General features: G+C 75.0%; 22 protein-coding genes. 7 read left to right on the top strand and 15 right to left on the bottom strand.

All coding sequences use genetic code 11. The features are described from left to right. Nucleotides 1-4 precede the first annotated feature (4 nt). Nucleotides 5-301 (bottom strand): Asp-tRNA(Asn)/Glu-tRNA(Gln) amidotransferase subunit GatC, encoded by a 297-nt coding sequence (gene gatC / locus PU704_RS08720; protein WP_047803351.1) that lies wholly within the window; start codon nt 299-301, stop codon nt 5-7. A 136-nt stretch (nt 302-437) separates the two neighbouring features. Between gatC and PU704_RS08725 the strand changes: the two genes are divergently transcribed. Further along, nucleotides 438-989, top strand: a complete 552-nt coding sequence (locus tag PU704_RS08725; protein WP_277551019.1) for a hypothetical protein — start codon at nt 438-440, stop codon at nt 987-989. Nucleotides 990-1116: 127 nt separating this feature from the next. Here PU704_RS08725 and PU704_RS08730 read toward each other — a convergent pair whose 3' ends face one another. The 7 genes from PU704_RS08730 to PU704_RS08760 form a co-directional block, all read right to left on the bottom strand. Next, nucleotides 1117-1848, bottom strand: coding sequence for a LysM peptidoglycan-binding domain-containing protein (locus tag PU704_RS08730; protein WP_277551020.1), 732 nt, complete (start codon nt 1846-1848; stop codon nt 1117-1119). A 458-nt stretch (nt 1849-2306) separates the two neighbouring features. Further along, nucleotides 2307-3146 (bottom strand): inositol monophosphatase family protein, encoded by an 840-nt coding sequence (locus PU704_RS08735; protein WP_075873054.1) that lies wholly within the window; start codon nt 3144-3146, stop codon nt 2307-2309. A gap of 2 nt (nt 3147-3148) precedes the next feature. Beyond that, nucleotides 3149-5515: an NAD-dependent DNA ligase LigA gene (gene ligA / locus PU704_RS08740; RefSeq protein WP_277551021.1), complete on the bottom strand. Its 2367-nt coding sequence runs from the start codon at nt 5513-5515 to the stop codon at nt 3149-3151. A 67-nt stretch (nt 5516-5582) separates the two neighbouring features. Continuing rightward, nucleotides 5583-6356, bottom strand: coding sequence for a YqjF family protein (locus tag PU704_RS08745; RefSeq protein ID WP_083665253.1), 774 nt, complete (start codon nt 6354-6356; stop codon nt 5583-5585). Then, complete coding sequence (locus PU704_RS08750) at nt 6353-7306, bottom strand: MaoC/PaaZ C-terminal domain-containing protein (RefSeq protein ID WP_277551090.1); 954 nt, start codon at nt 7304-7306, stop codon at nt 6353-6355. The genes PU704_RS08745 and PU704_RS08750 overlap by 4 nt, the downstream gene beginning before the upstream one ends. Nucleotides 7307-7308: 2 nt before the next feature. Continuing rightward, the gene (locus tag PU704_RS08755; protein ID WP_075873052.1) at nt 7309-8691 is read right to left on the bottom strand and encodes a 3-oxoacyl-ACP reductase; all 1383 of its coding nucleotides are present in this window, start codon (nt 8689-8691) and stop codon (nt 7309-7311) included. A gap of 41 nt (nt 8692-8732) precedes the next feature. Continuing rightward, on the bottom strand, nt 8733-10106 hold the full coding sequence (locus tag PU704_RS08760; RefSeq protein ID WP_075873051.1) for an acetyl-CoA C-acetyltransferase: 1374 nt from the start codon (nt 10104-10106) through the stop codon (nt 8733-8735). A 69-nt stretch (nt 10107-10175) separates the two neighbouring features. Here PU704_RS08760 and PU704_RS08765 point away from each other — a divergent pair, with 69 nt between their 5' ends. Both PU704_RS08765 and PU704_RS08770 read left to right on the top strand, forming a co-directional pair. Further along, nucleotides 10176-10976 (top strand): TetR/AcrR family transcriptional regulator, encoded by an 801-nt coding sequence (locus PU704_RS08765; protein ID WP_277551022.1) that lies wholly within the window; start codon nt 10176-10178, stop codon nt 10974-10976. 88 nt (nt 10977-11064) lie between these two features. After that, entirely contained in the window at nt 11065-13413 is a 2349-nt protein-coding gene (locus PU704_RS08770) for an acyl-CoA dehydrogenase family protein (RefSeq protein ID WP_277551024.1), read from the top strand. A 126-nt stretch (nt 13414-13539) separates the two neighbouring features. Here PU704_RS08770 and PU704_RS08775 read toward each other — a convergent pair whose 3' ends face one another. The 7 genes from PU704_RS08775 to PU704_RS08805 form a co-directional block, all read right to left on the bottom strand. Beyond that, a complete protein-coding gene (locus PU704_RS08775; RefSeq protein WP_277551025.1) occupies nt 13540-14058 on the bottom strand; it encodes an SRPBCC family protein in 519 nt (172 codons plus the stop codon). Between the two features lie 14 nt (nt 14059-14072). Continuing rightward, entirely contained in the window at nt 14073-14435 is a 363-nt protein-coding gene (locus PU704_RS08780) for an ArsR/SmtB family transcription factor (protein WP_277551026.1), read from the bottom strand. A gap of 95 nt (nt 14436-14530) precedes the next feature. Continuing rightward, entirely contained in the window at nt 14531-15499 is a 969-nt protein-coding gene (locus PU704_RS08785) for a hypothetical protein (RefSeq protein WP_277551027.1), read from the bottom strand. Nucleotides 15500-15660: 161 nt separating this feature from the next. Further along, the gene (locus tag PU704_RS08790; RefSeq protein WP_277551028.1) at nt 15661-16551 is read right to left on the bottom strand and encodes a PP2C family protein-serine/threonine phosphatase; all 891 of its coding nucleotides are present in this window, start codon (nt 16549-16551) and stop codon (nt 15661-15663) included. Beyond that, nucleotides 16548-17705 carry an adenylate/guanylate cyclase domain-containing protein gene (locus tag PU704_RS08795; protein WP_047801688.1) on the bottom strand — a complete coding sequence of 386 codons (1158 nt, stop codon included), beginning with the start codon at nt 17703-17705 and terminating at the stop codon, nt 16548-16550. Before PU704_RS08795 ends, PU704_RS08790 begins: the two co-directional genes overlap by 4 nt. A gap of 3 nt (nt 17706-17708) precedes the next feature. Continuing rightward, nucleotides 17709-18359 (bottom strand): hypothetical protein, encoded by a 651-nt coding sequence (locus tag PU704_RS08800; RefSeq protein ID WP_053004682.1) that lies wholly within the window; start codon nt 18357-18359, stop codon nt 17709-17711. Nucleotides 18360-18361: 2 nt separating this feature from the next. Beyond that, nucleotides 18362-19240 (bottom strand): biotin--[acetyl-CoA-carboxylase] ligase, encoded by an 879-nt coding sequence (locus PU704_RS08805; protein ID WP_277551029.1) that lies wholly within the window; start codon nt 19238-19240, stop codon nt 18362-18364. Between the two features lie 174 nt (nt 19241-19414). Here PU704_RS08805 and PU704_RS08810 point away from each other — a divergent pair, with 174 nt between their 5' ends. The 4 genes from PU704_RS08810 (at nt 19415) to PU704_RS08825 (ending at nt 23549) form a co-directional block, all read left to right on the top strand. Beyond that, nucleotides 19415-19717, top strand: coding sequence for a YciI family protein (locus PU704_RS08810; RefSeq protein ID WP_047801690.1), 303 nt, complete (start codon nt 19415-19417; stop codon nt 19715-19717). Between the two features lie 145 nt (nt 19718-19862). Then, nucleotides 19863-21446: an acyl-CoA carboxylase subunit beta gene (locus PU704_RS08815; protein ID WP_277551030.1), complete on the top strand. Its 1584-nt coding sequence runs from the start codon at nt 19863-19865 to the stop codon at nt 21444-21446. Then, nucleotides 21443-21673, top strand: a complete 231-nt coding sequence (locus PU704_RS08820; protein ID WP_047801692.1) for an acyl-CoA carboxylase subunit epsilon — start codon at nt 21443-21445, stop codon at nt 21671-21673. The genes PU704_RS08815 and PU704_RS08820 overlap by 4 nt, the downstream gene beginning before the upstream one ends. 139 nt (nt 21674-21812) lie before the next feature. After that, a complete protein-coding gene (locus tag PU704_RS08825; protein WP_277551031.1) occupies nt 21813-23549 on the top strand; it encodes a DUF885 domain-containing protein in 1737 nt (578 codons plus the stop codon). The last annotated feature ends 47 nt before the right edge of the window (nt 23550-23596 follow it).

The following is a 23596-nucleotide window of genomic DNA, read 5'->3' on the forward strand; positions in this document are numbered from 1 at the left end:
GCGGCTACTCCTCGTCCAGGATCGCGGGCACCTTGAACTTGCCCTCGGCGGCGTCGGGGGCGTTGCTGAGCGACTCCTCGGCGGTGAGGGTCTCGCCCACGACGTCCTCGCGGAAGACGTTCTGCAGCGGGATCGGGTGGCTCGTGGCCGGGACGTCCGGGCCGGCGGCCTCGCTGACGGACGCGACCGAGTCGACGACGAGGTCCAGCTCCGTGGCCATGGACCGCAGCTCCTCCTCGGTCATCTCGATGTGCGCGAGCTTCGCCAGGTGGGCGACCTGCTCGCGGGTGATCGCAGACATGCGCACTCCTGCTCGTGGTCGGGGTGGTTTCCGCTCCAGTCTAGCCGCGCAGCCCCCGCCGCCCGCGCGGGCGGAGGGGCCGGTGCGGGGGCATACCCTGGAGGTACGCCCACCCACCACACAGGAGCACCCGGACATGGCCAAGAGCACCCCCGCCCGCACGAAGAAGGCCCGCGGCGCCCGGAAGGACCGCCCCGCCGGCGCCCGGCCCGGGAGGGCCACGCGCTCGGTCTCGGCCACGGACGCCGCCAACGCCTGGCGCCAGCGGGTCAGCAAGGACGCCGCCGAGACGATCGACACGGTCGTGGCGCACGTCCAGGCCGTGGCCGAGCAGCAGCTGGGGCAGCACGGGGCCTTTCCGGCCTTCCTCGTGACCGCCCGCAAGGACGGCGAGTACGAGCTCGACGCCCTGCCGCCGGAGCAGGTGGAGGAGCTCTCCCCCGAGGCGGTGCTGCAGGCGCTGCGGGACCGGGCCGAGCAGCTGCGGGACGAGATCCTCTGCGCGGGCGTGGCGTTCCCGGTGACCCTGCCGGACCGCTCCGGGCAGACCGCGGTGGCCGTGGAGGTCCAGCACCGCGAGGGCGAGTCCCTGCGCATCATCCAGTCCTACCGCGTCAAGGGGGCCGAGCGCTCGGTGAGCTTCGGGGACGTGGCGGCCGAGCCCACCGATCCCTGGCTGTGGCTCTGAGCGCCTGACGCCGCACCCGGGCCGGCCGTGGCCGCCCGCACACGAGACGAAGGGCCCCTCCGCACGCGGAGGGGCCCTTCGTCTCGTGCTGCGCGGCGAGGCCGCGCGGTGCCGATCCCGGGAGGGATCAGGCGGGGATGTTCAGCACCTGACCGGGGAAGATCAGGTTCGGGTCGGCGATGCTGCCGGCGTTGGCGGCGGCCAGCGCCTCCCAGCCACCGTGGACGCCCAGCTTCTGGGCGATGATCGAGAGGGTGTCACCGGGGACCACGGTGTAGGACTCGCCGGCCACGGGGGCCGGGGCCACGACGGCGGCCGGGGCGACGTACTCGACCACGGGGGCGGCGGCCGGGGCCGGCGCGGGAGCGGCCTGCACGGGGGCCGGAGCCGGGGCGGCGACCGGGGCCGGGGCGGCGACCGGGGCCGGGGCGGCCTCGATCGGGGCCGGGGCCTGCACGGACTGGGGAGCCACGGTGGTGGCGGAGCCCATCGGGTTGGCGGACGGGGCGGCGCTGCCGCTCAGGCCCAGCTTGGCGGAGCAGGCGGGCCACGCGCCCCAGCCCTGGCCGTCGAGCACGTTCTCGGCCACGGCGATCTGCTGCTCACGGGAGGCGTCCTGCGGGGCGCCGGTGCCGCCGAAGGCGGCCCAGGTCGACGGGGTGAACTGCAGGCCGCCGGAGAAGCCGTTGCCCGTGTTGGTGTTCCAGTTGCCACCGGACTCGCACTCGGCGAGGGCGTCCCAGGTCGACGCCGGGGCGGCGTTGGCCGGGAGGGCCATGGCACCCACGGCGGTCCCGCCGAGGATCAGGGCGGCGGCACCGCGACGGACGTTGCGACGAACAGCGTTGGCGTTGGTCATGATGCTCCCTTGGGCCACCTGCGCTCGTTTCCGTCCCCGGATGTCTTCGCGCCGTCGTCTACCCGTCAAAGGTGTGGTCGGGTAAGTGCTTACAGGTGGCTGCCCTTCAGACGACGTGCGGTGTTACGGCAGCACCTAGCATGATTTGGTGGCGCGCCCGAGGCTGGGTCGGGGCACACCGGATCCCCGGAGGAGATCCTCGGGGAAGCTGTTGATCACGGTAGCGTAACGATTTCTGTTGCGCTACCCCCCTGGCGCTCGACGTGAGGTATAACACCAGCCGTCTGCGTGGGGGTGTCGGGCCGTGACTAAACCCGACGATGCGGAGCCGTGCTCCGGAAGCGGAGGGCATGCCCTCGGGAAGAACGCTTCGAATGTCACGCTAGGGCAACGGTTTTGTCTCGGTCAAGTCACGAGAGGCATCTCACACCAGACCCCGGGGGCCGGACCGCCCCGTCTCAGCCGGGAATTCCGCGCTCACGTGCGGTGATCCAGGCCGCGAGACGGTCGGCGGACGGCACCGCGCCCTCGGCCGGGGAGGGCAGCGCGGGGCGGCGGACGAGCGCTCCGGCCTCCTCCGCGATGAGCGCACCGGCCGCCCAGTCGTGCTCGTGCAGGCCCTGCTCGCCGTAGCCGTCCAGTGTGCCGTCGGCCACCATGCACAGGTCCAGCGCCGCGGAACCCAGACGCCGCATGTCCGTGTACTGGCGCATTGTGCTCAAGAAAGTATGGAACTGGCGGTCGCGCTGGGCGGCGTCGTAGGAGAAGCCGGTCCCGTAGACGCGCCCCGGCCGGCCCGGTTCGGGCCCGGTGAGACGGCGCGTGGTGCCGTCCGTCTCCAGCCACGCCCCGGCGCCCCGCACCGCGAAGTAGGTCCGGCGCAGGGCCGGGGCGTTGACCACGCCCACGAGCCAGTTGCCCTCGGCGTCGGCGGCGGCCACGGACGTGCAGTAGTACACGATGCCGCGGATGAAGTTCGTCGTGCCGTCGAGCGGGTCCACCGACCAGCGGATCCCGGAGGGCTGCTCGGGCCGGTGCGTGCCCGACTCCTCGCCGGTCACCGTGTCGTGCGGACGACGGTCCAGCACGGTGCGCAGCACCGCCTGCTCGGCCGCGACGTCGAAGCGGGTGACCCAGTCCCCCGCCCCCGACTTGCCGGTGACGTCGAGCCGTGCGGCGTCCCGGCCCCGGAGCACCTCGGCGCCGGCCTCGGCGGCCGCCAGCGCCAGCTCGAGCAGCTCCTCCAGCTCCCCGCCGGTGGGGCCGAGCCCGTCCAGTGCGTCGTCGTGGCGTCCCATGCTCAGGCCCCGTCCTCGTCGTCGGCGGACTCCGCCGCACTGTCGTCTGCCGTGCTCTCCTGCGCCGTGCCCTTGTGCGCAATGCCCGGGCCGGCCGGGACCTCGCCGGCGCCGCCGTCCTCGCCCGCGTCCTCGTCAGCGTCCTCGCCCGTGCCGCCGGGGGCCACGGCATCCGGCCCGCCGGCGAGGAGGCGCTCGAAGCCCTCCTCGTCCAGCACCGGCACGCCCAGCTGCTCGGCCTTGTCCAGCTTGGAGCCCGCGCTCTCCCCGGCCACCAGGAAGTGGGTCTTCTTCGACACCGATCCGGAGGCCTTGCCGCCGCGCACCAGGACCGCCTCCTTCGCCGAGTCGCGGCTGAAGCGCTCCAGGGTGCCGGTGATGACCACCGTGACGCCTTCGAGGGTGCGGGGCACCGACTCGTCGACCTCGTCCACCATGCGCACCCCGGCGGCCGCCCACCGCTCCACGATCTCGCACCGCCACGGTTCGGCGAACCACTCCTTGACGGACGCGGCGATGACGGGCCCCACCCCGTCGGTATGGGCCAGGGTCTCCTCGTCGGCGTCGCGGATGGCCTGCATCGAGCCGAACGCGGTGGCCAGGGAGCGGGCCGCGGTGGGGCCCACGTGCCGGACGGACAGCGCCACGAGCACCCGCCACAGCGGCTGGGACTTCGCCTTCTCGAGCTCCTCGAAGAGCTTGCGGGTGGTGGCGGTGGGCTCGGACGGCTTCTTGGCGGTGCCCTTCGACCAGAAGTACGGCACGAGCTCCGTCTCCCCCGTGGGGGTGCCGCGGGACTTCTTCTCCCGCCGGATCCGGACCTCGCGCAGGTCCTCCGGCGTGAGGTCGAACAGGTGCGCCTCGCTGGTCAGCGGCGGGGTCTCCGGCTCGTCGGGCCGGGTCAGCGCCAGGGCGGACTCGTAGCCGAGGGCCTCGATGTCGAAGGCGCCGCGCCCGGCGGCGTGGAAGACCCGCTCGCGCAGCTGGGCCGGGCAGCTGCGGGCGTTGGGGCAGCGGATGTCGACGTCGCCCTCCTTGGCCGGGCGCAGCTCCGTGCCGCAGGAGGGGCAGTGGGCGGGCATCACGAACTCGCGCTCGGTGCCGTCGCGCAGGGCGACCACGGGGCCCACGATCTCGGGGATCACGTCACCGGCCTTGCGCAGCACCACGGTGTCGCCGATGAGCACGCCCTTGGCCTTCACCACGTCCTGGTTGTGCAGGGTGGCCATCTCCACCGTGGACCCGGCGACGCGCACCGGCTCCATGAGCCCGAAGGGGGTGACCCGGCCGGTGCGGCCCACGTTGACCAGGATGTCCTTCAGCTTCGTGTGCACCTCCTCGGGCGGGTACTTGTAGGCCACGGACCAGCGCGGCACCCGGGAGGTGTGCCCGAGCCGGAACTGGGTGCGGCGGTCGTCGACCTTGACCACGATGCCGTCGATCTCGTGGATGAGGTCGTGGCGGCGGCGGCCGTACTCCTCGATGAACGCCAGGACCTCCTCCGTGGACGGCAGCACCCTGAAGTAGGGGCTCACCGGCAGCCCCCACCGCTCGAGCAGCCCGTAGACCTCGGACTGGGTGTCGGCGCGCAGGCCGGTGGCGGCGCCCACGCCGTGCACGTACATGGACAGCCGGCGCCGGGCGGTGACCTCGGGGTCCTTCTGCCGCAGGGAGCCCGCCGCGGCGTTGCGGGGGTTGGCGAAGGGGGCGCGGCCCTCGGCCACGATCGCCTCGTTGAGGGAGCGGAAGTCGCGGGAGGAGATGAACACCTCGCCGCGGATCTCGACCTCCTCGGGGACGTCGTCCCCGGCGAGGGTGGTGGGGATCGTGGCGATGGTGCGCACGTTGTGCGTGACGTCCTCCCCGGTCGTGCCGTCGCCGCGGGTCGCGGCCCGCACCAGCTCGCCGTCGCGGTAGAGCAGGTTCACGGCCAGCCCGTCGATCTTCAGCTCGGTGAGCCACGCGGGCCCCGGGGCGTCCGGCAGCGCCTCGACGGCGGCGGAGGCCTTGGCCATCCAGGCGGTGAGCTCGTCGATGGAGAAGACGTCCTCCAGGGAGTACATCCGGGCGAGGTGGGTCACCGGCGCGAACGCCGTGGAGACCTCGCCGCCGACCTCCTGGGTGGGCGAGTCGTTGGCCACCAGCTCGGGGTTCAGCGCCTCGACCTCCTCGAGCCGCCGGTAGAGCTCGTCGTACTCGGCGTCCGAGATCGTGGGGGCGTCCTCCACGTAGTACGCGGTGCGCGCGGCACGCACCCGGTCCACGAGCTCCGCGTACTCCTCCTTGAGGTCCTCGCTCGGCGGGGCCGGGTTGAGGTCCTGGCCGGTGGCGTCGACGGGGCGGTCGTCTGTCCTCTGCTGTGGGCTCACCCGACCATTGTGGCCCACGGGCCGGACAGCCCCCGGCGCGGCACGGCGGTGCCGGTCCGGCGCCGCCTCAGCGCGGGTCGTCCAGGCGCAGCGGGAGCCCGAAGCCGGTGCGCACGCCCGGGGAGCACAGGACGCTGTCCGGGGGGCGGGCGGCGAGCTCCCCGAAGCCCGTGGCCCGCACCAGGTCGTCCTCGAGCGCCAGGAGCTCGCCCCGGTGCAGCGGCCACGGCCCGTGCGTGTTGGGCACCCACAGGGGGCGGCCCCACCACGGGGTGTGCAGTCCGAAGCGGGCGGTGAGGAACACCTCGAGCGGGCCGGGGCGCTCGAGCCGCTCCCCCACGGCCACCCGCAGCCGGCTGGCCGGCCGGGGGCGCCCGGGCAGGCCGCGGCGCCGGCTGCGGTAGTCCAGCACGGTGCGGCCGGCGCCGTCCCGCTCCCGGGCGCAGCGCATCCGGGCCCATCGGTAGGGCACCCGCAGCAGGCTCCGGGCGCCCAGCACGACCGCGGCCCGCTCGGCCTCCAGGGTGTGGAACACCACGCCGCGGCGGCCCTGCTCGTCCACGGAGTAGGTGCGGACGTTGAGCTCGAGGAAGCTGCCCAGCCACGGGACGCCGCCGCGGCCGAGCAGCCCCGCCCCCTCCATCCGGAACGGGACCAGCCCCACCCAGGCGGAGCCGTCGTACAGGTCCGGCCGGACCCCGCGCGGCAGCAGCGGAGCCACGAGGGCGGGATCGGTGCGCCAGTGCACGAAGCACGCGTCCCGCCACTCCTGCTCGGAGACCCGGGGTGTGGGCAGGGGCGGGCCCTGGGGGCTCAGCGGGCGCGGCGGGCGGTTCGTCACGGCTCCAGCCGCTCGACCGCCCCCGTGAAGTGCGGGCGGCCGCGGCGGGGGTCCCAGCCGGCGTAGTCCGAACGCCGCCAGTGCGGGCCGCGCCCGGCGTCGCCGATCGCGACCGCCACCGTGCCCGGGAGCAGGACCGGGGCGGCGAACTCGACCGTCCACCGGAAGGCCGTCCCGGCCGGCACGCCGACCTCGGCCAGGGCGCGGGAGGCGCAGTGCATCCCGTGTGCGATCGCCCCCTTCATCCCCAGCGCCCGCGCGGAGGGCCCGGAGAGGTGGATGGGGTTCCAGTCCCCGCTCACGGCCGCGTAGTCCCGTCCCGTCCGGGCCGGCAGCCGCCAGCGCCCGGTCGGCGCCGGGGGCACGAACTCCCGGCGCGGGCCGTCCTCGACCGGCCCCGGCACCCGCGCCCCCTTGGCGAGGTAGGTGGAGCGGCCCGTCCAGACGAGCTCGCCGTCCTCCCGGGCCAGCCGGGCCACGAGGTCGACCTGCGCCCCGGCCCGGTGCGGGCGCAGCCGCTCGGCGTGCGCCGTGACCGTGAGGTCCTCCCCCACCGCGACGGCGCCGCGGTGCTCCACCTCGTTGGCCAGGTGCACCATGCCCAGCACCGGCAGCGGGAAGTCGCCGCGGGTGAGCACGCTCATCGCCACCGGGAACGCCAGGGTGTGCAGGTAGCCGGAGAAGGCCTCCGGCCCGCGGGCGCCCTCCCGCAGGGGCGCCCCGACCGTGCGGCAGAACGCCTCGTGCGCGGAGGCGTCGACGGCCACGCCCTCGACGACGTGCTCCACCGCGGGCAGCACCGGCTCGGCCCCGCTGCGGCTCCCCGGCCGCCGGAGCGGGAGCCGGCGGGTCAGGGCGCGCCCGGCGGCGCCGGCCGCGGCGCGCGCGTAGAGCCCGCCGAGGGAGGGGACGTCGGTGAGGACCACCTGCTCGCGGAACGCGCCGTCCATGCTCACGCCCCCACCAGGTTCTGCCCGCACACCCGCAGCGTCTGGCCGTTGACCCCGCCGGCGGCGTCCGAGGCGAGGAAGAGCACGGCCTGGGCGACGTCCTCCGGCAGCCCGCCCTGCTGCAGGGAGTTCAGCCGGCGGGCGACCTGCCGGCGGGCGGCGGGGATGCGGGCGGTCATCTCGGTCTCGACGAACCCGGGGGCCACCGCGTTGACGGTCCCTCCGCGGGCGGCGAGCAGCGGCGCCGTGGCGGCGACCATCCCGATCACCCCGGCCTTGGAGGCGGCGTAGTTGGTCTGCCCGCGGTTGCCGGCCACGCCGCTGGTGGAGGCCAGGCAGACGATCCGCGGGGCCTCCCCGAGCCCCTCGCCCGCCAGGAGCTGCTCGTTCATCCGCAGCTGGGACTCGAGGTTGACGGCGAGCACCGAGGACCAGCGGGACGCGTCCATGTTGGCCAGCAGCTTGTCCCGGGTGATCCCGGCGTTGTGCACCACCACGTCCAGCCGCCCGAAGCGCTCCCGGGCGAGCCCGAGGACCCGCTCCCCGGCGCGCGGGTCCGTGACGTCGAGCTGGAGGGCCACGGCGCGCAGCTCGTTGGCCAGGGCGGCCAGGGGCTCGCCCGCGGCCGGGACGTCGACGACGACGACGCGGGCCCCGGCCTCCGTGAGCGTGCGGGCGATCTGGGCGCCGATGCCGCGCGCCGCGCCGGTGACGGCGGCGACCTTGCCCCGCAGCGGGGCCTCCCACTCGTCCGGGAGCCGCCCGGCGTCGTCGCCGACCGTGACGAACTGTCCGGACACGAAGGCGCTGCGCCCCGAGAGCAGGAACCGCAGGGCCCCCAGCACGCTCGGGGCCTCGGGGGCCACGCCCTCGGCGAGCAGCACCCCGTTGGCGGTCGCCCCGCCGCGCAGCTCCTGGGCAACGGAGCGCAGCAGGCCCACCACCGCCTGCCGGGCCGCGGCCACGGCCGGGGCGACCGGCTCGGCCGCCGCCGGGGTGGCCGAGGCCGCGCCGGTGCCGATCCCCGGTGCGGGCCGGGACACGGTGACCACGCGCCCGCCGGGGGCGAGGGTGCGCAGCACCGCGCCGAGGCCGAGGGCCGGCTCGGCCAGCTCCCCCGGCTCCGCGAGCTCGGTCAGGGCGAGCACGACCGCCCCGAACCGGTGGACGTCCTCGGGGTGGCGGCGCACGTCGAGGTCCCAGCCGAGCAGGGAGGCCGCGATCCGGTCGGCCTCCTCCCCGCGGCCCAGCACGAGGACGGGGCCCGGCACCAGCGGGGCGCCGGGCCGGTGCCGGCGCAGCCGGACCGGGGCCGGCAGGCCGAGCTGCCGGGCGAGCTTCCCGCCGGAGGCGGAGCTGACGAGGTCGAGATAGGTGTCTGCCATGGGGTGGGTCCTTGCTGTGCTGGTCGGTGGAGGGACGGGGGTCAGCGGGCTTCGAGCACCGCGGTGACGCCCAGACCGCCGGCGGCGCACACCGAGATGAGCCCGCGCGCCGGGCGCCCGGTCTCGTCGGCGCGCTCGCGCAGCAGCTTGGCGAGGGTGCCCACGATGCGCCCGCCGGTCGCGGCGAAGGGGTGCCCGGCGGCCAGCGACGAGCCCGTGACGTTGAGCCGGCTGCGGTCCACGGTGCCGAAGGCGCCGGCCAGGCCGAGGCGCTCGCGGCCGAACTGCTCGTCCTCCCACGCCGCGAGGGTGGAGAGCACGGTCGCGGCGAAGGCCTCGTGGATCTCCACGAAGTCGAAGTCGTCCAGGGCCAGGCCCTGCCGGGCCAGCAGCCGGGGCACGGCGTAGGCGCCGGCCATGAGCAGCCCCTCGTCCCCGTGCACGAAGTCGACCGCGGCGGCCTCGACGTCCACGATGTCGGCGAGCACCGGCAGGGAGCGCTCGGCGGCCCACTCCTCGGAGGCGAGCAGCACGGTGGAGGCGCCGTCGGTGAGCGGGGTGGAGTTGCCGGCCGTCATCGTCGCCTCGGCGTCGAGGGACTTCCCGAAGACGGGCTTGAGCCCGGCGAGCTTCTCGACCGTGCTGTCCGGGCGCAGGTTGTTGTCCCGGGACAGCCCGCGGAAGGGGGTGACGAGGTCGTCGAAGAAGCCGCGGTCGTAGGCGGCGGCCAGGTGGCGGTGGCTCGCGGCGGCGAGCTCGTCCTGGGCCTCGCGGGAAATGCCCCAGCGGGCGGTGGTGAGCGCCTGGTGCTCGCCCATGGACAGGCCCGTGCGCGGCTCCCCGGTGCCGGGGGCCACCGGCTTGAGGTCGGCCGGGCGCAGGCCGGCCAGGGCCTTGAGCTTCTGCTGGGTGGTCTTCGCCCGGTTGAGCTGGAGCAGGGTCCGCCGCAGCCGCTCGCTGACCACGATCGGGGCGTCGGAGGCCGAGTCCACGCCCCCGGCCACGGCGGAGTCGATCTGGCCCAGCCGGATCTTGTTGGCCAGGGTGGAGACGGCCTCCATCCCGGTGGCGCAGGCCTGCTGCACGTCGAAGGCGGGGGTGCGCGGATCCAGCACCGAGCCGAGCACGGACTCGCGCGTGAGGTTGAAGTCCTTGGGGTGCTTGAGCACGGCGCCGGCGGCCACCTCGCCGATCCGCTCCCCGGCCAGGCCGTAGCGGGCGGCGAGGCCGTCGAGGGCGGCGGTGAGCATGTCCTGGTTGCCGGCGCTCGCGTAGGCCCCGTGGGCGCGGGCGAAGGGGATGCGGTTGGCCCCGACGACGACGGCGCGCCGGGCCACGCCGGTGCGTCCGGCGCCGCTGGGGGTGGTGTGCTCGGCGGTGGGGTCGGCGGTCTGCTCGGGGGTGGACTCGGTCACGGGGAACTCCTCGGTGGTGGTGTGATGATGATCACGTCACGGACGATATTACCTGATACCCTGGGTATCGTGAAACACGTCGACACACCCGAACCCGCCCCGGAGGGTCCCGCGCCGGAGCCGGCCCCAGCCGTGGACGGACGCTCCTCCCGCTGGGCCCGCCACCGCGCCCAGCGCCGGATCGAGCTGATCCGCACGGCCCGCAGCGCCGTGGACGAGCTCGGCGCACAGGCCTCCATGGAGGAGATCGCCTCCGCCTGCAAGACCTCCAAGTCCGTGTACTACCGGTACTTCGGGGACAAGGCCGGGCTGCAGCGGGCCGTCGGCGAGTACACGGTGACCCGGATGCGCGACCGGCTCGAGGAGGCGGCCCGCGCGGCCGGCAGCTTCGAGGACACGGTCGAGGCGATGGTGGCGGAGTACCTGCTCAGCATCGAGCGCTCCGCCCCCGTCTACCGCTTCGTCGTCGCCCTGCCCCCCGAGACCGGGCGCGCCCGCCACGAGCGGCACCGCGCCGAGCGCGGCCGCGGCGAACGGGCCCGCGGCGAGCGCTCCGGCGCGGACGAGGCCCCGGCGGAGTCCGGCGGGGAGCGCTACGGCATCCAGGAGTTCGTGGAGTCCGTCACCGCCCTGCTGGCGCAGGCGCACGTGCGCCACTCCCCGGCCGCCCAGCGCCTGGCGGAACCGGTGCTCGGCTACTGGGCGGCGTCCACGATCGGCATGGTCCGCGGCGCCGGGGAGGCCTGGATGAGCACTCCCGCCGGGACGGAGCGCCTGTCCCGCGAGCGGATGACCGAGCTGATCGTGGGCTGGGCCGTCGACGGCCTGCGCCCGCCCGGGGCGCCCGTGCCCGAGCCGCCCTCCACCTGACCACCGTCCCGGGCCGGGCGGACCCCGGCCGGCCCCACCACCCCGTGACCGCACCGGCCACCGCCGGTCACCCACGACAGGAGCGAGCATGACCACCACCGTCGACCGACCCGCCGACACCGACCGCACCGACCACCCGGCACCCGCCGTGGACGTCGCCGCCCTGGGCGAGGTCCTGCTCGGGCGCTGGGCCGGCATCCGGCGGCAGACCCGCCGGATGCTGCTGGACGAGCGGCTGCACCAGCAGGAGAACCTCACCTACCAGGAGCACCGCGAGCGCGTGCTGGGCCAGCTGCACCTGCTGGTCGAGCACGGCGCGATGAGCCGCGGGCTGCCGGAGGAGTACGGCGGGCACAACGACCCCGGCGGCAACGTCTCCGGCTTCGAGGAGCTGCTGCTCGGCGACCCCTCGATGCAGATCAAGGCCGGGGTGCAGTGGGGCCTGTTCGGCTCCGCCGTGCTGAACCTCGGCACCGAGGAGCACCACCGCCGGTGGCTCGCGGACATCCGCGACCTGCGGACCCCGGGGATCTTCGCGATGACCGAGATCGGCCACGGCTCCGACGTCGCCTCGATCGGCACCACCGCGACCTACGACCCGGCCACCGAGGAGTTCGAGATCCACACGCCCTTCAAGGCCGCGTGGAAGGACTACCTCGGCAACGCCGCCGTGCACGGGCGCGCCGCCGTGGTGTTCGCGCAGCTGGTGACGCTGGGCGTCAACCACGGAGTGCACGCCTTCTATGTGGACATCCGCGACGAGGACGGCCGGTTCCTGCCGGGCGTCGGCGGCGAGGACGACGGCCACAAGGGCGGGCTCAACGGCATCGACAACGGCCGGCTGCACTTCACCCGGGTCCGGGTCCCGCGCACCCACCTGCTCGACAAGTACGGCCACGTGGCCGCCGACGGCTCCTACAGCTCGCCGATCGCGAGCCCGGGGCGCCGGTTCTTCACGATGATCGGCACCCTGGTGCAGGGCCGGGTCTCGCTGGACGGGGCCGCGGTGCTGGCGAACAAGGCCGCGCTGACCATCGCGGTGCGCTACGGCAGCGAGCGGCGCCAGTTCAACGCCTCCTCCGACGTCCAGGAGGAGGTGCTGCTGGACTACCAGCAGCACCAGCGCCGGCTGCTGCCCCGCCTCGCCGAGACCTACGCCATGAACTTCGCCCACCAGGAGCTGCTGGACAAGTACGACGCCGTGTTCTCCGGGCGGGAGGACACCGACGAGAACCGCCAGGACCTCGAGACCCTCGCCGCGGCGCTCAAGGCGCTGTCCACGTGGAGCGCCCTCGAGACCGTGCAGGAGTGCCGCGAGGCCTGCGGCGGGGCGGGCTTCCTGACGAAGAACCGGCTGACCTCCCTGCGGCACGACCTCGACATCTACGCGACGTTCGAGGGCGACAACACGGTGCTGCTCCAGCTCGTGGCCAAGCGGCTGCTCTCCGACTGGGCGGACGAGTTCAAGCAGGTGGACGTGGGCGTGATGGCCCGCTACGTGGCCGGCCGGGCCACCGAGGCCACCTTCCACCGCTCGGGCCTGCGCAAGCTGGGGCAGGCTTTCCGCGACACCGGCGACGTGCGCCGCTCGGTCAACGCCCTGCGGGAGGAGTCCGCCCAGCACGCGCTGCTGACCGACCGGGTGGAGACCATGGTCGCCGAGATCGCGGAGAACCTGCGGCCCAGCGCCAAGCTGCCCCGCGCGGAGGCCGCGGCGCTGTTCAACGAGAACCAGCACCGGATCATCGCCACGGCCCGTGCGCACGCGGAGCTGCTGCAGTGGGAGGCCTTCACCCGGGGGCTGGCCCAGGTCGAGGACCCGGGCACCCGCACGGTGCTGACCTGGCTGCGCGACGTGTTCGGGTTGCGGCTGATCGAGAAGAACCTCGCCTGGTACCTCTCCTACGGCCGGCTGTCCATGCGGCGCGGGCGCAGCCTCGACGAGTACATCGACCGCCTGCTGGCCCGGCTGCGCCCCCACGCGCTCGACCTCGTGGCCGCGTTCGAGCTCGCCCCGGAGCACCTGCGGGCCGAGATCGCCACGGGGATCGAGGCGCGGCGCCAGGAGGAGGCGGCCGAGCACTACCGCCGGCTGCGCGCCTCGGGCGACGCCCCCGTCAAGGAGCGGGGCCCGCGCCGGGAGCCCGCCACCGCCGGGACCGGGCCCGAGGGCGAGAGGACGGCCGAGGAGGCCAAGGAGGAGCGGCGGAAGGAGCGCCGCGCGGAGAAGCAGGCGGAACGGCGGACCGAGCGCAAGCACGAGCGCCGGCTCGAGCTCAAGCCGCGGAAGGTCGCGGCCAAGCGGGCCGCGGCCGCCGGGTCCGCCGAGGACCCGGCGGCCCGGGCCCCGGAGGACCGCTCCCCGGCGGACGCGGCGGCGGAGACGGCGGGGGCCGGGAGTCCGGCACCCGCCGTCGAGGCGGCGCAGCAGGGCTGAGCCGGGCGCCCGCGACCCGTTCCTGTCGCTGTCCCTGTCCACCGTCACGGCCACGGCCACGGCGCGACGACGCCGCCCCGGGAGTCCCGGGGCGGCGTCGTCGCGCCGTCCGGCCGCGGACGGGGCTCAGCCGCGGGGCGCCTCGCTCCCGCTCCGCGCCGCCCCGGCGAGGACGTCGTCGATCTGGCCCATCGCCTGACGCATGCCCTCCTCCATGCCCATGGCCAGCATCTGCTCGAGCTGCCCGGCGCTCTCGAAGGTGGAGCGCGTGGTCATGCGGGTGCGCCCGCCGACGTCCTCGAGCGTGACGACCGCGTGGGTGGTGCCCATGGCCGGGTCGGGCTCGCCGTGCTCGTCGGCGAAGCCGTCGTCGAACTCGAGCCGGCGCGGGGCGTCCACGGCGGTGACCGTCCACCAGCCGGCGGCCTTCTCGCCGTCGGGGCCGGTCATGTAGTACCGGCACCGCCCGCCCTCCCGCAGCTCGTGCTCGACGAAGGTGGCGGGCCACTCGGGCGGCCCCCACCAGCGCTCGAGCCGGCGCGGGTCCTCCCACACCTGCCAGACCTGCTCGACGCTCGCGTCGAACTCGGCCACGAAGGTGAGGGCCAGCGCCTCCACGTCCTTGTGCACATCGATGACCGGCATGTCCTGGTTCCTTCCTACTCGGCCCCCCGGTCCCCGGGAGGCACCTCCTCGGCGAGGAGGTCGTCGATGCGGCGTGCGCGCCCGCGCCAGAGCTCCTCGTAGGACTCCAGCAGCCGGGCCGCCCGGCGGAGGGTGTCCGGCGCGGCGTGCACCACCTGTTCGCGGCCGCGCCGCTGCTTGGTGACCAGCGAGGCCCTCTCGAGCACCGCCACGTGCTTCTGCACCGCGGCGAAGCTCATCGCGTAGTGCCCCGCCAGGGCCGAGACCGACTGCTCCTGCCGCAGCACCCGCGTCACGATGTCCCGCCGGGTGGCGTCCGCCAGGGCCTGGAAGAGTCGGTCGACCTCGTCGCCCGTCAGCTCATGTTCTACAACCATTTGGTTGTAGGTTAGGCCGCGTCCCCCCGGTGGGCAAGGGGTCCTCCGTCACGGTTCGGGAACGGCGGCCCGGAACAACGACGCGCAGCGGCGGCTCAGCAGAGTCCTGCCTCTCCGGTGAGGTGGCGGTGCAGGCCGTGGGCCACGAGCGTGTTGCCCAGGGCGTTGAGGTGCTTCCGGTCGCTGCCGACCACGGAGCGCGGCGGCAGGCCCAGGGCCAGCCACCGCCGGTCCTCGGCCGAGTCTCCGATCCGGTAGGGGCGCAGCGCGGGCAGCGCCCACAGCCGCGGGTCGCGCAGGTCCGCCATCGTCTCGTGGTAGGCCGGCCCGTACTCCGCCCGGTAGGCGGCGTTGACGGTGCGCACCTGATCCCAGCCGGCCGTGCCGCGGCGGTCCCCGTAGGTGTGCCAGTGGCCCATCACCACCGACCGCGCCGGCTCCACCGCCCAGGCCGCCCGGGTGTCGGCGAGCACCCGTCCGGGGTCCTCGATGTTGTTCTTGCCCGTCCAGAAGAGGTGGACCTGGCCGCGGTGGCGGTCCTCCAGGTCGGTGTGCCACCAGCTGCGGGGGCCGGTCCCGAGCTCGACCGCGGGCCCGGGCACGTGCCGCCGCAGGACCACCGCGCCCTCCCGGCCCGGCGCCGCCCGGATCGAGCAGGCGACCCCGGCGACCGTTCCGGGCAGCGGGAGCGCCGCGCGGGGCGCCCGCCCGTCCGCGGTGGGGACGACCACCTGCCCCTGGACCGGCAGCAGCCAGCCCTCGGCGCCGAGGCCGGGGTGGTAGGGGTGGTCGTAGCTGCGCATCGCCAGGGTGTGCCAGGACCGGTCCCCGCCCACGGCCCGGCAGGTGCCCGGCACGCCCAGCAGCCGCGACAGGAGGGCGTCGATCCGCACCGGGGCGTAGCCGGGCGGGTGCTCGCGGTGGAGCCCGCCGGCGGCCGAGGACGAGCCCCACAGCACGAAGCCGGGGCCCTGCGCTCCCGGCCGGACCAGTGCGCCCCCCAGCGCCGCGGAGACGGCCAGCAGCGCCCCGGAGCGGACGAGGGAACGGCGGGAGACGACCATGTTCCCCAATGTAAAGAGTCGTCGCGGTCCGGTGCGCCGGTGTGACGGTTCGTGATCGCCCCCACTTCCGGGGATGTGCCGGGGACCTGCCGGGCCGGCGCCGGGGACGCGGCACCCTCCGCGGCGCTCAGCGGTCGGCGCCGCTCAGCGGTCGGGGGCGCTCAGACCCAGGCGGCGTACTCCTCCAGGGACACCGCGTCGGCGACGATGAGGGTGACGTTGTCCCGCCCGCCGGTCCGCAGCGCGGCCTGCAGCAGGACGTCGGCGGCCTCCTTGGGGTGCGGCACCGAGCCGAGCACCCGGGCCATGTGGGCGGGGCTGAGCTCGTTGGTCAGTCCGTCCGAGCACAGCATCAGCCGCTCCCCCGGCTGCGCGGGCAGCACCCACACGTCCGGCTCCCACACCTGGCCGGTGCCCAGGGCCCGGGTGATCACGTTGCGCCGCGGGTGCACCAGGGCCTGGGCGGAGGTCAGCTGGCCGATCGAGACGAGGTACTGCACCTCGGAGTGGTCCACGGTGAGCTGCGCCAGCCCCGGGGTGCCGTCGCCCTGGCCCGTCCCGTCCGGGGGCGGCAGCAGCCGGTAGGTGCGGGAGTCGCCCGTGTTGAAGACGAGCCAGAACATCCGCCCGTCCAGCTGCGCCAGCCACACCCCGGTCACCGTGGTCCCGGCCCGGCCCTCGCACGCGCTCTGGATGTGCTGGTCCGCCTGCCACAGCACCGAGCGCACCCGCCGCACGGCCTCGATCGCGTCGTCGGGGATCTCCGGGTCCAGCCGCAGCTCCCGCTCCACGGTGGCGCGGAACCGGGCGATGTCCAGGGGCGGGTCCGGCTCCGACACCGCGAACTGCCGGAAGTCCTCCAGCCGGAACAGCGGGGAGGCACCGAGCGTGCGCACGCACAGGGCGCTCGCGACCTCACCGGCCTCGTGCCCGCCCATCCCGTCCGCCACGGCGCACATCGTGGCGGTGACCACCAGGGCGTCCTCGTTGGACTCCCGGCGCAGACCGCGGTCGGTGGCCGCCCCGGCCCGGATGACGAGGGGTGCGCTCATTCGAAGTCGACCTCCAGCCCGGGTCCGGCGCCCTGGGCGAGCGCGACGGGCTGGACGTCGCCGAAGCCCCGGACGTTGCGCGTGGACTGCGGGAGGAGGATGAACCGGTCGTCGCCGGAGAGCACGGCGGCGGTCGAGGCGTCCACGAGCACGGAGCCCGGCTCGGTCAGGGCCACGAGCCGGGAGGCCAGGTTCACCGTGGGCCCGTAGATGTCGCCCAGCCGCGGCAGCACCCGGCCCCAGACGAAGGCCACCCGGGCCTGCGGGAGCTCGGGGTCGTCGCGGATGGCGCGCGAGAGCGCCAGGGAGATCTGCGCCCCGCCCTGCGGGGTCTCGGCCAGGAACATGACCTCGTCCCCGATGGTCTTGATCAGCCGGCCCCCGCCCACCGCGATCACCTCGGCGCAGCGCTGCTCGAAGCGCTGCACGAGGTTGGCCAGGGTGCGCTCGTTCATCTGCCGGGACAGGGAGGTGTAGGAGACGAGGTCGGCGAAGCCGACCCCGCGCGCGAGCGGGAGGATGGAGGAGGGCCCGTCCTCGTCGATCGTGCCGGTGGCGGTGGAGCCGTCCGGGCGCTCCACGCGCATCGCCAGCCGCTGCACGGCGGCGTTCATCTGGCGCCGCCACGAGTAGACGAGCAGGTTCTCGATCGCGTCGATGAGGTCCGGGAGCAGGTGCAGCAGCTCCCGGCGCGCGGCGGCGTCGGTCATGCCGCCGTGCACCACCATGTCCTCGACCAGGGCCTCGACCTGCCACACGACCATGCGATCGGTCATCTGCCCGATCGAGCGCACCAGGGACAGGGCCGCCTCCTCGGTGACCTGCTCCTCGAGCACCATGGTGGAGAGCACCCGCAGCGCCTCGGAGTCCTGCTCGGTGAACCACACGTCGTCGTCGGTGAGGTTCGGGAAGCCCAGGGCCCGCCACACCTTCCGCGAGGACAGCAGGGACAGCCCGCCCCGGCGCGCGGCCTCGCGGCGGCGCAGGACGCGCTCGGAGCCCAGGAGGGTGCGCTCCAGGGCCTGGACGGCCGCCTTGGACTCGTCCGAGCGGTAGAGGTTGGCCTGCACCGGATTGTGCAGGTTGAGGTTCAGCTGCTCCGTCTGGGGGCCGAGCGCCGGCTCGCCCCGGTCCTCCGGGTCCTCGTTGGCCACGCGTCACTCCTGTTCCTGGGGGACGGTCCGCCGGCCCCACGGTCGGCGCGCAAGGACGGACGGGTCCGGGCGTGGTGCCACGACCGCGTCCTGCCCCACTCTAGTGGGACGCCGGTCCCCCGCGCCCCCGCCGGAGCCGCCCGTGCGCTGCTCGTCCGCGGCCCGCCGGATGAGCTCGGCCAACCGGTCGGCCTCCGGGGCGTGCTCCAGGCGCAGCCCGCCGAGGGGGCCGAAGTCGGCCACGACGCGCCCGTCGCGCCGGCCCAGCGACGGGCCCCGGGGGCGCTCCACGACGGCCCGGCGCAGCTGCGCCAGCGGCAGGGCCACGTCCCGCCGGGGCCCGCCCGGGCGCACCAGCACGAGGTGGCGGGTGGTGAGCACGTAGCGCGTGCGCCACCAGCGCAGCAGCGGGCGCACGCACCAGCGCAGCAGCCCGGCGGCCGCGGCCACCAGCAGGAGGACGTCCAGTGCGCCGTGCACCGTGATCCAGGGCTCGGCCACGGGGCGCCAGCGCAGTTCGAGGGCCCGCTGGGCCAGCGAGAGCGCGAACACGACGAGCAGCAGCACCAGGAGGGGGCGCAGCAGCCGCGCACCGTGGGCCCGGGTGGCGACGAGCACCCGCTCGCCGGACTGCAGGGCGGGCCGGGCGGGCACGGTCAGGCCTTCCCCGGGGCGGCCGGGCGCAGGTGCACGACGTCGCCGGCGGTCACCTCGTGCTCCGTGCCGGCGTCGTCGCGCAGCAGCAGCCCGCCGTGGGCGCCGAGGCCCACGGCGGTGCCCGTGACGGGCTCCGCGCCGCCGGGCAGCTCGGCGCGCACCGAGCGCCCGAGGGTCTCCATCCGGTCCTCGACCAGGCGGCGCAGCGGTCCGCCGGGTCCCGTGGCGGCGGCCGGGTCCGCGCAGAACTGCCGGTAGCGGGGCACGAACGCGCCCAGCACGGCCTCGAGGACGGCCGCGCGCGCCACGTCCCGGCCGGTGGCCCGGCGCACGGACGTGGCCGTGGCCACGGGCAGCTCCTCCTGGGAGACGTTGATCCCGGTGCCCAGGACCACGGCCGGGGCCCGGTGCGGGCCCAGGACGAGACCCGCCAGCAGGCCCGCGACCTTGCGCCCGTCGACGAGCACGTCGTTGGGCCACTTGATCCGCGCCCCGGCGCCCGCCACACCCGCCAGGGCCTCCACCACGGCCGCGGCCATCAGCAGGGTCAGCCACGGGAAGTGCTGGGTGGGCAGCGGCCGTCCGCCCGCGCCGGCCGGGCGCAGCAGGACGCTGAAGGTCAGGGCGGTGCCGGGCTCGGTGGTCCACACCCGGTCCAGCCGGCCGCGCCCGGCGCTCTGGTGGCCGGTCAGCAGGAGGGACAGGTCCGTCCAGGGCCGGGCGGGGGCCGCTCCGCGGGCCTGCCGGAGGACTGCCGCCGTCAGCTGCTCGTTGGTGGAGCCGACCTCGTCGAGGACGTCGATCCGCCCGGCGCCCAGGGCCTCCAGGGCGGCGAGCACGGCGGGGTCGCGCAGGTCGGCGGCAAGGGGGTCGGGCACGGCGCTCCTCGGGTCGGTGGTCTCCGGCGACGCGGGCGGGCCGGTGCTGTGCGCCCGGACGCGCTCCGCGTAGTGTCGGGTTCCGTCCACACTAATAGCCGCGTTCCCCGGGAGCCGCCTGGGCGCTTCCCCGCCCGGTGGCGGAGGGCCGCGGCACGTCCCGCAGGAGTCATCGTGAGCGCAGCCGAGAACCCCACGACGTTCGCCGTCACCTACGTCTACGGCGGCCCGGCCGACGTCCTGGCCGCCCGCCGGCCCGAGCACCGGGAGTACCTCGGCGGCCTGGTGGCGCAGGGCCACCTCCTGGCGTCCGGGCCGTACGACGACGAGGGCCCGGCCGGGGCGCTGCTGGTGTTCGCCGCCGAGGACGCGGCCGCGGTCGAGCGGCTCACCGACGAGGACCCGCTGGTGCGCCACGGGGTGGTCACCGAGCGGACCGTCCGGCCCTGGAAGGTGGTCCTCGGCCGCGTGGGCTGAGGACCCGGCGCCCCGCACCGGATTTTGTAGGACTCCTACAACAGGGGGCGCCCCGGCCGCGGACTAGAGTGAGCAGGTCCCCTGGCCGCCCCGCCCGGGCCGCTCCGCCCGCCGGCTCGGCCGCGTACCAGACCACGAGGTGCTTGTGATCCACGACCTGACGACCACCGCCGGCAAGATCGCCGACTTCCACGACCGCCGGGCCCGCTCCGAGGCCCCCGCGGGGCAGGCGGCGATCGACAAGCAGCACGCCCGGGGCAAGAACACCGCCCGCGAGCGCGTCGAGCTGCTCCTCGACGAGGGCTCCTTCGTGGAGTTCGACGCGCTGGCCACCCACCGCTCCACGGCCTTCGGCATGGACGCCAAGAAGCTGCCCGGGGACGGCGTGGTCAGCGGCTACGGCACGGTGGACGGGCGCCTGGTGGCCGTCTACTCCCAGGACTTCGCGGTCTTCGGCGGGTCCCTGTCCCAGGTCAACGGCGAGAAGATCGTCAAGGTGCAGAAGTTCGCGCTGCGCAACGGCTGCCCGGTGATCGGCATCAACGACGGCGGCGGGGCGCGGATCCAGGAGGGCGTGGCCTCCCTGGCCATGTTCGCGGACATCTTCAACATGAACGTGCGCTCCTCCGGCGTGGTCCCGCAGATCTCCCTGATCATGGGCCCGTGCGCCGGCGGCGCCGCCTACTCCCCGGCCCTGACCGACTACATCGTGATGGTCGACAAGACCTCGCACATGTTCATCACCGGCCCCGACGTGATCCGGACGGTCACGGGCGAGTCGGTGGACATGGAGACCCTCGGCGGGGCCCGCCAGCACAACACGACCACGGGCACGGCCACCTACCTCGCCGACGACGAGCAGGACGCCTTCGACTTCGTGCACGAGCTGCTCGAGTTCCTGCCGGCCAACAACCTGCAGGAGGCTCCCCTGCTGGACCACGACCAGGAGGACGAGGCCACCGACCTCGACGCCGCGCTGGACACCCTGGTCCCGGACTCCGCCAATCAGCCCTACGACATGCGCACGGTGATCGAGGCCGTCGTGGACGACGGTCACTTCCTGGAGATGCAGGCGCTCTACGCCCCCAACGTGATGATCGGCTACGCCCGGGTCGAGGGGCACACGGTGGGCATCGTGGCCAACCAGCCCCTGCAGTTCGCGGGCACCCTGGACATCGCCGCCTCCGAGAAGGCCGCCCGGTTCGTCCGGCACTGCGACGCGTTCAACGTCCCGATCCTCACCCTGGTGGACGTGCCCGGCTTCCTGCCGGGCACCGACCAGGAGTTCAACGGGATCATCCGCCGCGGCGCGAAGCTGCTCTACGCCTACGCCGAGGCGACCGTCCCGCTGGTCACGCTGATCACCCGCAAGGCCTACGGCGGGGCGTACATCGTGATGGGCTCCAAGAAGCTCGGGGCGGACGTCAACCTGGCCTGGCCCACCGCGCAGATCGGCGTGATGGGCGCCCAGGGCGCCGTGGAGATCCTCTACCGCCGCGATCTCAAGGCCGCGACGGACAGCGGCGAGGACGTCGAGGCGCTGCGCGCCGAACTGGTGCAGAAGTACGAGGAGAGCCTGCTCAACCCCTACCAGGCGGCCGAGCTCGGCTACGTGGACGCGGTGATCTCCCCCTCCGAGACCCGGGTCCAGGTGCTCAAGGCCCTGCGGGCGCTGCGCGACAAGCGCGCGACGATGCCCGCCAAGAAGCACGGGAACATCCCGCTGTGAGCGCCCCCGAGCCCGTGCAGGGCGCCCCGGCGCTGCGCTTCGTGGCCGGCAACCCGACCCCGGAGGAGGTCGCCGCCGTCACGGCGGTGCTGCTCGCCCGCGGCACCGGGAGCGGGTCCTCCGCCGCGAGCTCCCCGGGCCGCCGGGACCAGTTCCGCCGGATGCGGCTGGGGCTGCGCCTGCGCCCCGGCCGCGGCGCGTGGCGGCGGAGCAAGCCGGAGGAGTGAGGCCGGAGGGATGATCCCGAGGAGCCGGCCCCGGAAGTGATGCCCGGCGGCAGGCCCGCGGCGTGCGCCCCCGGCGGTGCGCCCCGTCCCGGCCGGCGGCTGCCCGGACCGTCCGGCCCCCGGCGCTACTGTGGCGTGCATGAGCACTTTCCGGCCCGACCCCCCGTCCTCCGCCGGCCCGGCCCCGCTCGGCGCCGGGCACCGTGAGCCCACGGCCGTCGACGCCGTGGCCGAGCGCTGGTTCGGGCGCGCCATGGAGCTGGACCCGGCCCAGGCCACCGTGCACGGCTTTCCCGGCCGCGAGACCGAGTACCGCGACTTCGGCCCCGAGGGCCTGGAGGCCCGGGCGGAGGCCGTCCGCGAGACGCTGGCGGAGCTGACCGGCGTGGTCCCCGCCGACGACGTCGACCGGGTGACGGTGCACGCGCTGCGCGAGCGGCTGGGCCTGGAGCAGCTCCTGCACGAGGAGGGCCTGCGGGGCGGGGAGGTCAACAACATCTCCTCCCCCGTGCAGGAGATCCGGGACGTCTTCGACGACCTGCCCCGGCGCACCCCCGAGGACTGGGCCCACATCGCGGGGCGGCTGCGCAACGTGCCCGCGGCCGTGGACTCCTACGTGGCGGGTCTGCGCGCGGCCCGCGCCCGGGGCCGCTGCGCCTCCGTGGTCCAGCTGCGCAACGCCGCCCGCCAGTGCGAGGGCTACGCCGCCGACCGGGGCTTCTTCGCCCGGCTCGCCGGCGGTCCGCACGTGCCCGAGGGGATGCGCCGGGAGCTCACCGAGGCGGCCGGGCAGGCACGGCACGCCTACCGCCGCCTCGCCCGGGTGCTGGGCGAGGAGCTCGCCGCGCACGCCCCGCACGCGGACGCGGTGGGCCCGGACGTCTACACCCTGCGCCTGCAGGAGTTCCTCGGCGCCGTGGTGGACCCGGCGACGGTCTACGCGTGGGGGGTGGAGCAGCTGCGCACGGTCGTGGCGGAGCAGGAGGCGCTCGCCCGGCGGATCGCCCCCGGGGCCACCCCGGCCCAGGCCATGGCGGCCCTCGACGCGGACCCGGACCGGCAGCTGCACGGCACCGACGCCCTGCGGGCGTGGATGCAGGACCTCTCCGACGCCGCCGTGGACGCGCTCGCGGGCACCCACTTCGAGATCACCGGGCCGATGCGCCGGCTCGAGTGCCGGATCGCGCCCACCCACGACGGCGGCATCTGGTACTCGATGCCCAGCGCCGACTTCTCCCGCCCGGGGCGCATGTGGTGGTCGGTGCCCGAGGGCACCGGGACGTTCACCACGTGGGAGCAGACCACCACCGTCTACCACGAGGGCGTCCCGGGCCACCACCTGCAGTTCGGCACGGCGCTGGCCAACTCCGGGGAGCTCAACCGGTGGCGGCGGATGGGCGTGTGGGTCTCCGGCCACGGGGAGGGGTGGGCGCTGTACGCCGAGCGGCTGATGGACGAGCTCGGCCACCTCCAGGACCCCGGGGACCGGATGGGCATGCTCGACGCGCAGCGGCTGCGCGCCGCCCGGGTGGTCTTCGACGTCGGGTTCCACTGCGGGTACCGCATTCCCCGGGAGCTCGGCGACGCCCTGGGCGGTGCCCGCGCCGGTGAGGTGTGGACCCCCGAGGACGGCTGGCGGTTCCTGCGATCGAACATCGTGATGCAGGACCCCATGCTGCGCTTCGAGTGGATGCGCTACATGGGCTGGCCCGGACAGGCCCCCTCGTACAAGGTCGGCCAGCAGCTGTGGGAGCAGGCCCGGGAGTCCGCCCGGGCCGGCGCGGGCTCCGGGTTCCGGCTCAAGGACTTCCACTCGCGGGCCCTCCGGCTCGGCTCCGTGGGCCTGGACACGCTGGCCTACGCCCTGGACCTGTGAGGTCCGTCATAAGGACGTCACATTTCTTCATCGTCATTCGGTGTTGT

It is taken from the genome of Kocuria oceani (assembly GCF_029524215.1).
Lineage (GTDB): Bacteria > Actinomycetota > Actinomycetes > Actinomycetales > Micrococcaceae > Kocuria > Kocuria oceani.